Annotated in this window: 14 protein-coding genes; 9 read left to right on the top strand and 5 right to left on the bottom strand. The window is 59.5% G+C overall.

What is annotated here, in order from left to right; translation table 11 throughout:
* Window positions 1-84: 84 nt before the first annotated feature.
* The 4 genes from Q4E11_RS02640 to Q4E11_RS02625 all read left to right on the top strand — a co-directional run bounded on the left by Q4E11_RS02640 (window position 85) and on the right by Q4E11_RS02625 (window position 3295).
* A complete protein-coding gene (locus Q4E11_RS02640; protein WP_303163373.1) occupies window positions 85-912 on the top strand; it encodes a TIGR00730 family Rossman fold protein in 828 nt (275 codons plus the stop codon).
* A 49-nt stretch (window positions 913-961) separates the two neighbouring features.
* Window positions 962-1774 (top strand): dihydropteroate synthase, encoded by an 813-nt coding sequence (gene folP, locus Q4E11_RS02635; protein WP_303163372.1) that lies wholly within the window; start codon window positions 962-964, stop codon window positions 1772-1774.
* Window positions 1775-2060: 286 nt separating this feature from the next.
* A complete protein-coding gene (locus Q4E11_RS02630) occupies window positions 2061-2228 on the top strand; it encodes a DUF3117 domain-containing protein (protein ID WP_303163370.1) in 168 nt (55 codons plus the stop codon).
* Window positions 2229-2419: 191 nt separating this feature from the next.
* Window positions 2420-3295 (top strand): methyltransferase domain-containing protein, encoded by an 876-nt coding sequence (locus Q4E11_RS02625; protein WP_303163369.1) that lies wholly within the window; start codon window positions 2420-2422, stop codon window positions 3293-3295.
* Between the two features lie 3 nt (window positions 3296-3298).
* Here the strand turns inward: Q4E11_RS02625 and budA are convergent, their stop codons facing one another.
* From budA to glgA, 3 genes are all read right to left on the bottom strand, one after another.
* Entirely contained in the window at window positions 3299-4039 is a 741-nt protein-coding gene (gene budA, locus Q4E11_RS02620; RefSeq protein ID WP_303163367.1) for an acetolactate decarboxylase, read from the bottom strand.
* Window positions 4040-4175: 136 nt separating this feature from the next.
* On the bottom strand, window positions 4176-5705 hold the full coding sequence (locus tag Q4E11_RS02615) for a cellulase family glycosylhydrolase (protein WP_303163365.1): 1530 nt from the start codon (window positions 5703-5705) through the stop codon (window positions 4176-4178).
* Between the two features lie 145 nt (window positions 5706-5850).
* Complete coding sequence (glgA, locus tag Q4E11_RS02610) at window positions 5851-7047, bottom strand: glycogen synthase (protein ID WP_303163363.1); 1197 nt, start codon at window positions 7045-7047, stop codon at window positions 5851-5853.
* A 112-nt stretch (window positions 7048-7159) separates the two neighbouring features.
* Here glgA and glgC point away from each other — a divergent pair, with 112 nt between their 5' ends.
* Window positions 7160-8377, top strand: coding sequence for a glucose-1-phosphate adenylyltransferase (glgC, locus tag Q4E11_RS02605; protein ID WP_303163362.1), 1218 nt, complete (start codon window positions 7160-7162; stop codon window positions 8375-8377).
* Between the two features lie 187 nt (window positions 8378-8564).
* Here the strand turns inward: glgC and Q4E11_RS02600 are convergent, their stop codons facing one another.
* Window positions 8565-9239, bottom strand: coding sequence for an O-methyltransferase (locus tag Q4E11_RS02600; protein ID WP_303163360.1), 675 nt, complete (start codon window positions 9237-9239; stop codon window positions 8565-8567).
* Between the two features lie 148 nt (window positions 9240-9387).
* On the opposite strand from Q4E11_RS02600, the gene sigE reads away from it, so the two are divergent.
* The 4 genes from sigE (at window position 9388) to tatB (ending at window position 12468) form a co-directional block, all read left to right on the top strand.
* Window positions 9388-10026 carry an RNA polymerase sigma factor SigE gene (gene sigE / locus Q4E11_RS02595; RefSeq protein WP_303163359.1) on the top strand — a complete coding sequence of 213 codons (639 nt, stop codon included), beginning with the start codon at window positions 9388-9390 and terminating at the stop codon, window positions 10024-10026.
* A gap of 79 nt (window positions 10027-10105) precedes the next feature.
* Entirely contained in the window at window positions 10106-10477 is a 372-nt protein-coding gene (locus tag Q4E11_RS02590; protein WP_303163357.1) for an anti-sigma factor, read from the top strand.
* Window positions 10477-11793 (top strand): S1C family serine protease, encoded by a 1317-nt coding sequence (locus Q4E11_RS02585; protein WP_303163356.1) that lies wholly within the window; start codon window positions 10477-10479, stop codon window positions 11791-11793. The genes Q4E11_RS02590 and Q4E11_RS02585 overlap by 1 nt, the downstream gene beginning before the upstream one ends.
* An 84-nt stretch (window positions 11794-11877) precedes the next feature.
* The gene (tatB, locus tag Q4E11_RS02580) at window positions 11878-12468 is read left to right on the top strand and encodes a Sec-independent protein translocase protein TatB (RefSeq protein WP_303163354.1); all 591 of its coding nucleotides are present in this window, start codon (window positions 11878-11880) and stop codon (window positions 12466-12468) included.
* 200 nt (window positions 12469-12668) lie between these two features.
* Here tatB and Q4E11_RS02575 read toward each other — a convergent pair whose 3' ends face one another.
* On the bottom strand, window positions 12669-13802 hold the full coding sequence (locus Q4E11_RS02575) for an Mrp/NBP35 family ATP-binding protein (RefSeq protein ID WP_303163353.1): 1134 nt from the start codon (window positions 13800-13802) through the stop codon (window positions 12669-12671).
* Window positions 13803-13840: the final 38 nt, after the last annotated feature.

Genomic DNA, 13840 nt, shown 5'->3' with positions numbered 1-13840 from the left:
CTGAGTAAGTAATTGGGACAAGTACACCCGGGGGTTCGCCGGAGCGGGTGCGAGTGTGACCACCCTGGCCTACATTGTGAGGTTATGAAACCAGTGCGTACTCCGTCCCCGGCCAAGCGCCGCGCTCTGCGTGGCCCCATTGCGATTCGGCAGGAGGACGCGCCGCAGGCGTCCACTACTGATCGCAGGTTGCTGACGCACAATCCGAATACGGAGTGGCTGCACAATGACACCTGGCGGGTGCTGCGAATTCAGTCGGAGTTTGTCGATGGCTTCGGTGCACTGGCGGAAATTCCACCGGCCGTCACCGTCTACGGCTCGGCGCGCTTGACTGAGGACAGCCCGTATTACCAGTGGGGATTCGACTTGGGCAAGGCTCTGGCGGAGGCCGGTTACGCGACCATCACCGGTGGTGGTCCAGGCATGATGGAAGCCGCCAACCGCGGCTGCTATGACGCCGATGGGCTCTCCATTGGTCTGGGAATTGAGCTGCCGCATGAACAGCATCTCAATGACTGGGTCGACCTTGGCATGAACTTCCGCTACTTCTTCGTGCGCAAGACCATGTTCTTGAAGTACTCTCAGGCGTTTATCTGCCTGCCAGGCGGTTTTGGCACGCTTGATGAGCTTTTCGAGTCGCTGGTCATGGTTCAGACTGAGAAGGTGGAAAATCATCCGGTTGTCCTGATGGGCACGGAGTTTTGGTCGGGCTTGATTGACTGGATGCGTGACAGGCTGGTCGCCATGGGGCTGATTTCTCCGTCTGACATGGACCTTTTCCTGGTCACTGACTCCATCGACGAGGCGGTCGAGTACATCGAGGCCGCCCATGAGAAGCTTGTGGAAGAGCTTGATCAGGGCGCTGCAGCGCGGAGGGCGCGTCGTCGAGCTCGCCGATTCGGCGAAAGGTAGCGATTAAGTTTTGCGGAGTTTTTACCAGGACTCAGCGGTTCCGACGGTGATGGCTATCGTCAACCGCACCCCGGATTCGTTCTATGACCGCGGTGCCACCGCCGCGGAGGAAGCCGCGCTCGCGCGTGTCGATGACGTTATCGCCGCCGGCGCCGGCATCGTCGACATTGGGGGAGTCAAGGCGGGCATTGGTGCCGAAGTTACGGTCGCCGAAGAAATTGACCGTGTGGTCCCGACTATCGCAAAGGTCCGCCAGCGCTATCCGGACCTTCACATCAGCGTTGATACCTGGCGCGCCGAGGTCGGCGAGGCCGCCATCGCCGCAGGTGCCAACCTCATCAATGACACATGGGCAGGCCACGACCCGGAGCTCGCGGAAGTTGCGGGTTCCCACGGCGTCGGCTACGTCTGTTCACACACCGGCGGGGCACTGCCACGCACCAATCCGATTCGCGTGCGTTACGACGACATCGTCGACGATGTCATCGCAGAAACTGGTCGGCTTGCCCAAAGGGCAGTAGATGCGGGTGTGCCGGAAAATCGCATCCTCATCGATCCCACCCATGACTTCGGCAAGAACACCTACCACGGATTAGAGCTACTGCGACGCTGCAATGAACTGGTGGCCACCGGCTGGCCGGTGCTTATGGCTCTGTCGAATAAAGACTTTGTCGGTGAGACCCTCGACCGACCCTTGCGCGAGCGGGTTCCGGGAACACTGGCGGCGACAGCGCATGCTGCTGCAGCCGGTGTGGCGGTGTTTCGTTCGCATCAGGTAGCTGAGACACTTGATGTCTGCCGGATGACACTTGCCATCGCAGGTGAGTTTGCGCCGCTGCATCCGGTGCGCGGCCTGGTTTAGTGCGGCTCTAAAACGCAGTCTGAAACCGGATTGTTCAACACTCTGAAACATAGATTTACTGGGAAAGCGCGCACCTTATCCGCTGTGAGCTGCTGCGATAGTCAGAGCCACTCACAATTTCGGCCAAAAGACTATGATGAAGTGAAGTAGTGAAAAATGCCGACCGGGACCTGGCCGACCACAACCTGACCGACCGGGATATGAATTTTTCCCCAGCTCCTCTCAACCTGCGTGTAGGAAGCTGGATTACTCCTGCATCGACATTGTTTAGAACGAAGGAGTTCACATGGCAGCAATGAAGCCGCGCACGGGCGATGGCCTGCTGGAGGCAGTCAAGGAAGGCAAGAAGATCGTCATGCGTGTACCCGCTGATGGCGGTGGACGTCTAGTCGTGGAGCTCTCCCCAGATGAAGCAAAGGAGCTCGGCGCTGCCCTTGCTGCGGTAGTTGAGTAAAACTGGGAGCAATTAGCGGCTCACAGAACATGGTGATGAGGCAACCTACGCCCCAATGTGGCGTAGGTTGCCTCATTGCGTTTTGGGTGATGTGAATTACTGCATAAGGTGGGTTGTGTTGTTTGGCCCAGCAATGCGCGGGCTAAGATGGAAAAAATTATTTTTCTAGCTCGGTTTGAGGAGTGGTCGACGTGCTAGCTGACATCATTGATGTGCTTGCAGATCCAATTGATGGCACTGATCTGAAGTTTGGTGACGCCGAACGAATGACCCTCAAGTCTGAGTCCGGTCACAGCTATGACATCGCCCGCCAGGGGTACGTCACCCTCGCAGGTGGCGCAGGGCTCCGGTACACCGGCGACGATGCCAAGATGATTGCCGCTCGTGAGGAGTTCCTCTCCGGTGGTCACTACGCACCGTTTGTGGAAGCCGTGACTGGCAACGTGCAGGACGTGCTTGACGATGCCGGTGTGGCAGAGGCAGCCAGCCCGGTCATCTGCGAAGTCGGTGCGGGCACCGGCTACTACCTGGCCCACACGCTGGACAGTATTGCCAACTCCCGCGGAGTCGGTATCGATGTTTCCGTACCGGCCGCAAAGCACCTGGCCAAGAGCCATCCGCGGCTCGGTGCCGTGGTGGCTGACGCGTGGGCCCGCCTGCCACTGCGGGATAACTCCATCGATGCGATTACCGTTGTCTTCGCACCACGCAACGCTGAGGAGTTCGCCCGCGTGCTCAAGCCTGGTGGCCAGGTCGTGGTTCTTACCGCAACGACGGGTCACCTCGGTGAGCTGCGCGAGCCACTTGGCATCATCGATGTCGAGCGCGGCAAGGTCGAGCGCATGATTGCTCAGGCAGAAGGCCACCTTGTTCCCGTCGGCGACCCCGAGCTGGTCGAGTTCGGCATGAACCTCAACCAGCAGGCCATCGCCACGCAAATTGGTATGAGCCCGTCGGCACGCCATATTCACCCGGAGGTGCTGCAGGAACGCATCGCCGCCCTGCCCACCGAGATGCACGTCACCGCCCGCGCCTATGTCACCCGCCTCGGCCGACCGGGGGAGTAGCGGCTATTCCTTGACCTCGGTCTTGTGGATCTGATCATCCAAATCCTCCGGAGCCAGATCTGCGTCCGAGAACTCCGCCGTCAACGGCAAACGAAGCTGCAGGTCAGTGCCTGGGCATAGTTCGATGGTTCCGGAACGCAACTTGAAGTCCAGCACGTGCCCGCCACCCGTGCCACCGTCGGCGAGGAAGTGCACGTGACAGCCGGGCACCGAAATGCCCTTCTCATACACCGGCGTGCGGAACCCGGCAATCGTGCCCCGCACATTCTCAAAGTTGACCGACGCGTCTTCTTCCGTCGCATCAACCATCTTCTGGTACGGCTTCGCCTGCTTTACGACGGTTCGAGTCTTCACCCACTCAAATTCACCAGTAATCCGCAGTGCGTACATGAAGTTCTGGCTGGGCACCAGTGAGTCGATGATAGGGCTAATTTCCTTGCGAGTGAGATTCTCCGGCGCATCCATGGTCGTGTGTGGCACGAAGTTGGTCACAACCGTGTACGGGCTGCGCTGGTCCAAGGTGGCCTGGGTGGCGGAGCCGTCGTGACGCACTTGCCAGCAGACACCGTCGAGGATGATCATTTCACCGTCGAGACCGTCGAAGGTGCCGATGCCGAAGTTGCCGTGACCGAGAATCTCGCCGATGGTCATTTCGCCGTCGTAAATGCCATCGAGCAGCGCGGACATCAGCGAGTTCTGGAAGAACGTGTGGCGGACTGTGGGGAGATTGGTCTTAGTGGTCATACCCCAAATAGTAGCCTTGAAAAGGAAAAGTCCCGCCAGACAGCGCTTCGGTAGGAAGCACTAGCTGCCGGGACAAGAGGGGACTGACACTGAGCGCGGAAGTAGTTCTTACTGAGTGCTCAATCCCGTATTCGATTTATTTCGGATGGATTGTGACGGTGGTGTTGTCCGCAGCCGAGACAACCTCAACGGTATGGCCATCAGCGCCGATGGTGGCATAGCCGCCTTCGACATCGACAGTGAAACCATTCGGGTAGTTGATTGCTGGAACGGCGAGTTCGCTAGTGGAACCCGCACCAAACGTGCCCTGGCCATCGACGCGGGCGTTATTCCAGCTGGCGCGATAGACCTTGGCATTTGCATCCCACGTGGTCTCCAGCGGTGTGCCGGCAATCGCGCGAGCGTGCGGTGCAGCAACAATGGCTAGCTTTGCCGGGTTGACGGCATCGCTAGTGACCGGACCCGGCACCGTCGGATCAGCGACAATTCCCTGTTCACGCTGGTTTTGGGTGGTCGGATCATTGCACCCGCAGTACGCCCAGTACTGCCAGCCAACAAGGTTCCTGCGCGCCAGGCTAATCACGCCATTGAGCGTGTCGGCATCGTCGGTAGCGCCGAATTCCGACAACAGTGTCGCCGACCCATTGGCAGAAGAGACTGTTTCTGCGTTGTCGAAGGTGCGGCCGTCGAAGAAGTCACAACCGGTGTAGGTGTTGAATAGCGCGTTCGTCGTGCAGTAGACATGCCAGCTCAGCGCGGTACCCGCAGGCGGAGCCACCTTCGGTGCAGCAGGGTTGGTGTTCAGCCCGGTATTCCACATGGAGTACGGCTCGTAGTGGACAATGGCGTCCGGATCAGTCTTGACGATGGCATCAGCCGCTTTCTGGTGCAGACCATCGAGCTTTTCCTTTGCGGGCCCGCAATTGCCCAGTGCCAGATAGCACAGGGGGTAGGCAGATCCCGGCCACGGTTCGTTCATGATGTCATAGCCCATCACACCAGGCAGATCGCCCAGACGACTGGCAACGTGGCCCCACATCGCGGCATAGCGCTCCTGCAGGCCGACGCCACCGGGACCCTGCCGGTTATTGAGGAAGCTATCGTAGGCGCGAATCAGTCCGACATTGAGAGCCTGGTTGGCGGGAAAACCCACTTTGAGCAGGCTGGGGAAATTGTCATCAATAACGGCCCAGTCCGGAGCGAATTCACCTTCGAACTTCTCGTTATACATGTCCTGGTGCGCATCGATAAGCACAGCGATGCCACGGTCGGACAGCATCTTTGTGGTCCGTCGGATGGAATCGAGGTATGCGTCGTCGTAGACGCCGGGCTCTGGCTCGACGGCCTTCCAAATGATGCCCAAGCGAACGGAGTCAAAGCCCTGTTCTACGAGCCAGTCAGCGTCATTTTCATCGAAGCCACCGGCCTCCGGTGTGTAGGGCTCATGCTTGTAGACCATGTTGACGTCCTGAGTCAGGAATGCTCGGCCGTCGCCATCGGTGAACCAGCGTCCCGATTGCCCCATAGGGCCTCGTTCAGTAACCGATGCCGTGATGGAAGCGGCACTAGTGGCCGCAGTACTTGCAAGCGCCGGCTGCGGGACGACACAGGCCAGCGCAATGGTGATCGCGGAGCCAATCGCGGCTACGCGGCGTGTGAAACTCATAGCTCCAGTTTAACGCCAATGAAAGCCCGGATAACAGGAAAGTTGCTGGTTAACGCCATTTTCAATCTAAAAGACCGGATGCCTACCTCCTAAATAGGTCAAAGAAAGGAGGTAGAAGCAATCCGGTCATGAAAGCGATGCTGCGCTACATCAGTGACTTGTAGACCTCAACGGTCTGCTCCGCAATATTCTCCCAGCTAAAGACATCTTCTGCGCGCTTCTTACCAGCCTGGCCAATCTTGGCTGCGCGATTGCGGTCAGCGACCATGTTGTTGACCGCTGCGGCGATGCCGCGTTCGAAGCCTTCGGCATCCGATTCGTCGTAATGCACAAGCGTGCCGGTCTCGCCGTCGACGACGACCTCCGGAATGCCGCCCACATCAGAGGCGACAACAGCGGTGCCGCAGGCCATGGCCTCGAGGTTGACGATGCCCAGTGGCTCGTAGATGGACGGGCAGACGAAGGAATCCGCGGCGGTCAAGATTTCCTGAATCTTCTCCTTCGGCAGCATGTCCTGCACCCAGAACACGCCGTCGCGCTGCTCCTGCAAATCATGGACCAGCTGCTCGGTTTCCTTGGCAATCTCCGGGGTATCCGGTGCGCCTGCGCACAGCACCAGCTGTACGCCATCGTCGAAGTGAGAAGCGGCCTTGACCAGGTGAGCGACGCCCTTCTGGCGAGTGATGCGACCGACGAAAGCGACCATTGGGCGAGTTGGGTCAACGCCCAGCTCTTCCAGAACGGACCAGCCGTTTTGCTCCTTGGACTCCTCCCATGTCGGGCGTGGGTGCCACAGTTTGGTGTCAATGCCGTTGAGAACCACGTGGACCTTGTCAGCATCAATGCGCGGGTAGGCATCCAGAATGGCGTCCTTCATTCGGGCAGAGACGGCGATGACAGCATCGGCGTACTCCATGGCATTGCGCTCTGACCAGCTGGAAACGTCGTAGCCGCCACCGAGCTGCTCACGCTTCCACGGGCGGTGTGGCTCCAGCGAATGAGCGGTTGCCACATGAGGAATGCCCTTGAGCAGGCCAGTGAGGTGGCCACCCAGACCCGAGTACCACGTGTGGGAGTGAACGACATCAATATCGGTTGCCGCAGCGGCATTGGCCATACGCAGTCCGGTGGACAGCGTCTTAATGGAGGCGTTGGCGTCTTCGAGCTCCGGGTCGACACCGTGAACGTAGACGTCCTTTTCGGAGCGGGGACCGCCCATGCAGTGAACGTCGACGTCGACTCCGTCGAGCCCACGCATGAAACGAGTCAATTCGGTTACGTGAACACCTGCTCCGCCGTAAATCTCCGGAGGGTATTCCTTGGTCATCATGGCAACACGCATGATTCCAGCGTAACCAGATTTGACATATTCCGTCGCTTGATACGCCCCGGTGTGGGTGGTGGGTAGGGGAGACCGGCAGCGAGGATTGTTAATCACATATAGGTTGGTTGGTGTGAGGAGTCAACCACATGTTTTGTCCATTGTCCTTGCCGGTGGCGAAGGCAAGCGTCTCTTCCCGCTGACGGAAGACCGCGCTAAGCCTGCCGTGCCTTTTGGCGGCAGCTATCGGCTGATCGACTTCGTGCTGTCGAACCTGGTCAACGCAGGTTTTCTTAAGATCTGTGTGCTGACCCAGTACAAGTCCCACTCGCTCGACCGTCACATTTCGCAGGCGTGGCAGCTCTCCGGTATCACCGGTCAGTACGTCACTCCGGTGCCGGCCCAGCAGCGACTGGGTAAGCGCTGGTTCACCGGTTCGGCGGACGCGATTTTGCAGTCGCTGAACCTGGTTTATGACGAGGATCCGGAGTACGTCATCGTATTCGGTGCAGACCACGTCTACCGCATGGATCCGCAGCAGATGCTGGATGCTCACATCCAGTCTGGCGCTGGCGTGACCGTTGCAGGTATTCGCGTGCCACGCTCGGAGGCAAGTGCCTTTGGTGTCATCGACTCCGATGAGAACAACCGGATTACGGAATTCCTGGAGAAGCCAGCTGATCCACCCGGTACCCCGGATGACCCGGACTCCACGTTCGCATCTATGGGTAATTACATCTTCACCACCTCCGCGCTGATTGAGGCACTCAAGCGTGACTCGGAAGATGAGAACTCCAACCACGACATGGGCGGAGACATCATTCCGATGTTGGTGGAAGAAGGCGAAGCTTACGTCTACGACTTCAAGGAAAACTTCGTCCCGGGCGAGACCGAGCGTGACAAGGGCTACTGGCGCGATGTCGGTACCATTGATGCCTTCTACGAAGCCAACATGGACCTGATTTCCGTCCACCCAGTGTTCAACCTCTACAACAAGAAGTGGCCAATCCACACGTTCTCGGAGGAGAACTTGCCGCCGGCGAAGTTCGTCCAGGGCGGTATTGCTCAGGCCTCCATGGTTGGTGCCGGTTCCATCGTCTCTGGTGGTACGGTTCGCAACTCCGTGCTCAGCACCAACGTCATCGTGGAAGATGGCGCCACTGTCGAGGGGTCTGTGCTGTTCCCAGGCGTGCGCATCGGCCGCGGAGCTGTTGTGCGCCACGCAATCTTGGACAAGAACGTTGTCGTTTCCGACGGCGCAATTATCGGTGGCGATCCGGAACAGGATGCGGAGCGCTTCAAGATCAGCGCTGGCGGAGTTATCTCCGTCGGTAAGGGCCAGGTTATCTAGCCCGCTTTGAGTGAATAAAAGGCACGCGCCGAGTTGGTGCGTGCCTTTTTGCTGCCAGCCTTTTTGCGTAGTTTGAGCTTGTAGGCGGTATGCCTGGGAATCGGCATCAGAGAGCGCTTAATCCACCAGCCAGCGAGTCGGCTTTATCGTCCAGGTGCTCCAGTCAGCGTCGCCGACGAAGAAGAAACTACTTCTTTACCAAGATGGTCGTGCCAGCTGCCAGCGGCAGGCGCATAACCAGGGCATCTTCAAGCTGCATCAGGTACTCATCTGCCTCGCGCGCAGCAGCGGTATCGCGATCGCTGCGGGATTGGTCCGCAACCGTACCGTCGAGAAGCGCGCCGACGATGACGAGTGCGCCGCCGGAGCGGAGTAGCGGCCAGGCCTTTTCCTGGGCGGCGCGAATCGTGGCGGGCGCGACATCGAGGTAGACGAGGTCGTAAGAGTCCGCGGCCAGACGTTGCATGACTTCCAGCGGCTGCGAAGGCAGGAAGCGCTGGCGGTTCGGGCGGATACCGGCGGCTCGGAAAGCGGCCTTGGCCAGAGATTGATGCTCGATTTCCGGGTCGATGCAGGTGAGCACGCCGTCTTCGCCAAGCCCTGCGGCCAAGTGGAGGCCGACAACTCCGGCGGCAGGCGATGCGATGACTGCGGCGGGGTGGCCGTCGCGACGCGAGCTGGTCATGGCCATCAGCGCGGTCAGTGCTGCGCCGGCCATGTCGTCAGGAACAGCTACGCCGTATTCCCGGGCGCTTTCGCGGGCGTTGGTAATCGCTTCGGACGCCGGGGTGGTTTTGTTGACGTGTTGTGCAATTGCGTCAAGAGCGGAGTGCGGGCTAGCAGAAGTAGAGGTATCGGACACGTCCTATAGCGTAGGAAAAAAGTGTGTTCAGGGCAGCGGGGCGCGCCGGATGAGGTGTGACATGGTGGTGAAAACTTGTCTGGACTCTCAAAGTATTTTCAGGGTAAGGTCAATCCAACCCTAAGGTTGGTAAGGAACACTGAGCGCCATGACCGAACACGTCAACGCTGGCGGCACCCTCGGCGGCGCCCCAGATTCTGATTCAGATGAGCAACTGTCCGGCACCGCGGCATTTGATGCGGGTGTGGGGGAGATGCCTTCATGGTCGGAACTTGTCCAGGCCCACGCGGATAGCGTCTATGGCCTGGCATATCGGTTGACCGGTAATCAGCAGGACGCGGAGGATCTGACGCAGGAGACTTTCATGCGTGTTTTTCGCTCGCTGAAGTCGTACCGCCCTGGCACTTTTGAGGGCTGGTTGCATCGCATTACCACCAACCTGTTTTTGGATATGGTCCGCCACCGCCAGGTCATCCGGATGGAAGCTCTGCCGGAAAATTATGACCGCGTGCCGGGTACGTTGAAGACTCCGGAGCAGGCGGTCGAGGACTCCATGCTCGATCCGGACTTGGAAATTGCACTGTCGGAGTTGCAGCCGGATTACCGTGCAGTGGTTGTGCTGTGTGATGTCGTGGGGCTGACCTATGAGGAAATTGCCAATACCTTGGGCATCAAGATGGGCACTGTGCGCTCGCGTATTCACCGTGCTCGTTCCAGTTTGCGGGCCACGCTGGAGCGCCTGGAGCGGGAGCGCCAGGAGCAGGCGGAGGCAGTCACTGCCGGCTAGGTTTTCCACACTGCGCGTGCAGTAGGCGCTATTGTGGGGCTAGTTATATCGGTGTGATTTAAGGAGGTGCGGCGTCCTAGTGATTCGGCAGGACCACGAGAGTCGGTTTTTGTCCACGGAGCATCTCGGCACCGAGGCGATTGCCGCTTTTGTCGATGGTGAGTTGTCGCCAGCTGCAGAGCGTCGTGCGCAGGCCCACTTGATGGCGTGCTCGTCGTGTCGCCGGGAGGTCGCTAAGCAGCGTCAGGCGGCAAAGCGCCTGCGGGATAGTCAGGCGCTGCACATTCCTGCCGAGGTGCGGGCGCGGCTGGCGGGCCTTGCCGGTGAGTATGAAAATCGCCCGCAGGCGCCCAGGAGCTCCGTCCGCTATCTGGTGCATCGCCGCCCGGAGTCGCTGAGTGCTGCGCTGGAGCAGATTGTCCGTGACATCCGTAAGGGCGGGAGCCACTAGTGGCAAAGCACGCTTATGATAATTCGGCGTTTGCGCCTGGCGACGATCGTGCGGAGGACACCGGTGGGCTCCAGCGCGGTCCCGATTCACCGCTTGACGACGTTCCCAGCGCCGCCACCGAAGAGTATTCGCCGTGGCAGGATTCGTCGTCACGCATGACGACGGGACGTCCAGCGCGTAAACCCGCAGCGAAAAAGAAGCCTCGCCCGAAAACCGCTCCCCGCGTCAGCGCGCGGGAAGTGATTTTTGGCCGCGAGGTGCCGTGGCGCGTGATTGCGGCGGGGTCAGCTGTGGTGCTGGCACTCAGTGGCATCGGTGGCTATGTCGGCGGATGGGCTGGCAAGACGTTCCGCTCGGACTATCAGCGCGTGGAATTGCAGCAGGTCGAGGGACGGCCGGGGAACGGTGACATCACGGAGATTGGCAAGGTCGCTAACGCACTGCGGCCGGCTGTCGTATCAATTTCGGTGAGCGCCGGTGAGATGTCCGGTGTTGGTTCGGGTTTTGTCATTGATGGTGATGGTCATATTCTGACCAACAATCACGTGGTTTCGGCGGTTGCGGATCGGCCTGATATTGAGATGTCGGTGACCTTTTGGGACGGCGGGCATCTGAAGAAGGTGCCGGGCAAGATTATCGGCCGCGATCCGAAGACGGATATCGCGGTAATTAAGGTCGATGATGTCGCTGGCCTGACCGTGGCGCAGCTGGGGGATTCCGCCAAGGTGGCAGTCGGTGACACGGTGGTGGCTATGGGCTCGCCGCAGGGTCTCGGTGGCACGGTGACTTCCGGCATTGTCTCGGCGGTGAATCGTCCGGTGAAGCTTGCGGCAGAGGGCACTGATACCGATGGCTTTGCCGATGCCATCCAGACGGATGCCTCCATTAACCCTGGTAACTCCGGTGGCCCGCTGGTGGATATCCGTGGTGCAATCATCGGTATTAATACGGTGATTTTTACGGTGTCCGGTGGTTCGCAGGGCTTGGGTTTTGCCATTCCCATCAATTCTGCGGTCTCTATTGCAGAGCAGCTTATCGCTGGTGAGCAGCCGGTTCATCCGGGAATTGGCGTGACTGCGCGGACGGTGTCCAATGGGGCGCTTGCCGGCGCGGAGATTGCCAGTGTGCTTCCCGATGGCGTGGCTGACCGTGAAGGAATCCACGAGGGGGACGTGGTCACAGCTGTTGGCGAGCGCGCGGTATCGTCTGCAGATGAGCTCACAGTTGCGCTGTGGACTGTCGGTGCTGGTAACGAGGCAACGCTGAAGATTGTGCGCAATGGGGCGGAGCTCGAAGTGAAGGTCACGCCTGAGTAATTCCGGGGGCTCGAAAGTTTAGAGTGTGACGCTGTGACTTAATGATGCTGCATATCAATCCTGCGGCAACTAAGGTGGTATAACGTGTTTTCAAATGTTGGCTGGGGCGAGATTCTCGTAATCTTCATCCTGGGATTGATTCTCGTCGGCCCTGAGCGGTTACCGAAGGTAATTCAGGACTTCCGCGCTTTACTGCTGGCTGCTCGCAATGCCATTAGCGATGCCCGCGAGAGCCTGTCCGATGAGTTTGGCGAGGATTTCGATGACCTGCGCAAGCCGCTCCAGGATTTGGGGGAGCTGCGCCGTCTCAACCCGAAGACCGCCATCACCAGGACGCTTTTCGACGGCGATGACACCTACCTGGATATGTTGACCGGTGGCCCTGCTGCGGGTGGTAATCCAGATGCTAATCCTGGTGGCACCCCGAGCGCTCCGCAGGCACCACAGGCTCAGCCGACCCCGCAGGCGCCACAGGCGCCGTATAACCAGCAGGTTCCGCCGGCTCAGTACCAGGAGCCAGCGCAGCCTGCCGCTGGTGCGTGGCAGAATCCGGTGGAGCAGGCTCGCCAGGCGCAGCAAGCCCAGCAAGCTCAGCAGGCACCTCAGCCACAGCAGCCTCAGCAGCCTCAGCGGCCACGCGGGGTTCAGGCCTGGGTTGACGATGACAATCTCTAGAAGTCGTTAGCCCTCTCATACCGCCCAGAAACTGCCAGCGTTTATGGCAAAAATGCAGCCGAAAATAGGCCTGAAATGCCATAAACGCTGGCAGTTTCTGCATGCCCAGGACAGGACGGGGATACAAAAGTAAAAGGCCTCCTGCTCGAGACATGTATCAAGAGCAGGAGGCGTTCGCGTGGACGTCGTAAAGCGAAAAACTACTTGGGAGTGACACCCAAGCCGAGGGACTTGCCGGCCAGCGATTCGCGGCGGACGACGAGCTTGTCAGCGATGTCGTTGAGTGCCTTGCCAGCGCCCTTATCCGGCTCAGACAGGACGATTGGCGTGCCTTCATCGCCGCCCTCGCGGAGCTTGGTATCCAGCGGAACCTGGCCGAGCAAGTCGACCTTACCGCCGGTGATTTGGGTGAGACGGCGGGCGACAGTCTCGCCACCGCCGGAGCCGAAGACCTCCATCTTGGAGCCATCCGGCATTTCCATCCAGCTCATGTTCTCGATAACACCGGCGATGCGCTGGCGAGTCTGCAGTGAGATGGTACCCGCGCGTTCGGCAACCTCAGCGGCAGCCAGCTGCGGTGTGGTAACAATTAGCAGCTCGGCATTCGGGACGAGCTGAGCCACGGAGATAGCGATATCGCCGGTTCCCGGAGGGAGGTCGAAAAGCAGCACATCCAGGTCGCCCCAGAAGACATCGGCCAGGAACTGCTGGATAGCGCGGTGCAGCATCGGACCGCGCCAGACAACTGGGGAATTGTCGTCGATGAAGTGACCAATGGAAATCAGGGAGACACCGTGGGCCTGCGGAGGCATAATCATGTCATCGACCTGGTGCGGCTTATCCTCGGAACCCATCATGTGCGGGATGGAGTGGCCGTAAACATCGGCATCGAGAATGCCGACCGACAGGCCCTTTGCGGCCAGAGCAGTGGCGAGGTTAACGGTCACGGAGGACTTACCAACGCCACCCTTACCGGAGGCAACTGCGAAAACGCGAGTGCGCGAGTCCGGCTGGGCGAACGGAATCACCGGCTCGGAGGAGCTCCCGCGGACAGCATTGCGGAACTCACGGCGCTGCTCGTCGTTCATCACATCGGTGGTGACGGTGACATTGCCAACGCCATCAAGGCCCTTCAGAGCTTCCTCGGTGCGCTCGACGATGGTGTTCTTCATAGGGCAACCGGCGATGGTCAGGTAGATCTCGACGGCGACGTCATTGTTGTCCGCCACAGAGATGGACTTGACCATGCCAATCTCTGTAATCGGACGACGTACCTCAGGATCTTCGACCTGCGCCAAGGCGGTGCGAACTTCAGCTTCAGTAATCGTAGACATTATGTAGTGAATCTTAACGCGAGAGGGCGGCGGGAGAA

This window comes from Corynebacterium sp. (assembly GCF_030532195.1).
Classification (GTDB): domain Bacteria; phylum Actinomycetota; class Actinomycetes; order Mycobacteriales; family Mycobacteriaceae; genus Corynebacterium.
Note: the sequence above shows the minus strand (reverse complement) of the source record. Positions and strands in the feature narration are given on the sequence as shown.

Coding starts and splice junctions, on each gene's coding strand:
- folP (WP_303163372.1), top strand. CDS start 962: ATGGCTATCGTCAACCGCACCCCGGATTCGTTCTATGACCGCGGTGCC.
- Q4E11_RS02575 (WP_303163353.1), bottom strand. CDS start 13,802: ATGTCTACGATTACTGAAGCTGAAGTTCGCACCGCCTTGGCGCAGGTC.
- Q4E11_RS02640 (WP_303163373.1), top strand. CDS start 85: ATGAAACCAGTGCGTACTCCGTCCCCGGCCAAGCGCCGCGCTCTGCGT.
- glgA (WP_303163363.1), bottom strand. CDS start 7,047: ATGCGTGTTGCCATGATGACCAAGGAATACCCTCCGGAGATTTACGGC.
- Q4E11_RS02615 (WP_303163365.1), bottom strand. CDS start 5,705: ATGAGTTTCACACGCCGCGTAGCCGCGATTGGCTCCGCGATCACCATT.
- sigE (WP_303163359.1), top strand. CDS start 9,388: ATGACCGAACACGTCAACGCTGGCGGCACCCTCGGCGGCGCCCCAGAT.
- budA (WP_303163367.1), bottom strand. CDS start 4,039: ATGACCACTAAGACCAATCTCCCCACAGTCCGCCACACGTTCTTCCAG.
- Q4E11_RS02630 (WP_303163370.1), top strand. CDS start 2,061: ATGGCAGCAATGAAGCCGCGCACGGGCGATGGCCTGCTGGAGGCAGTC.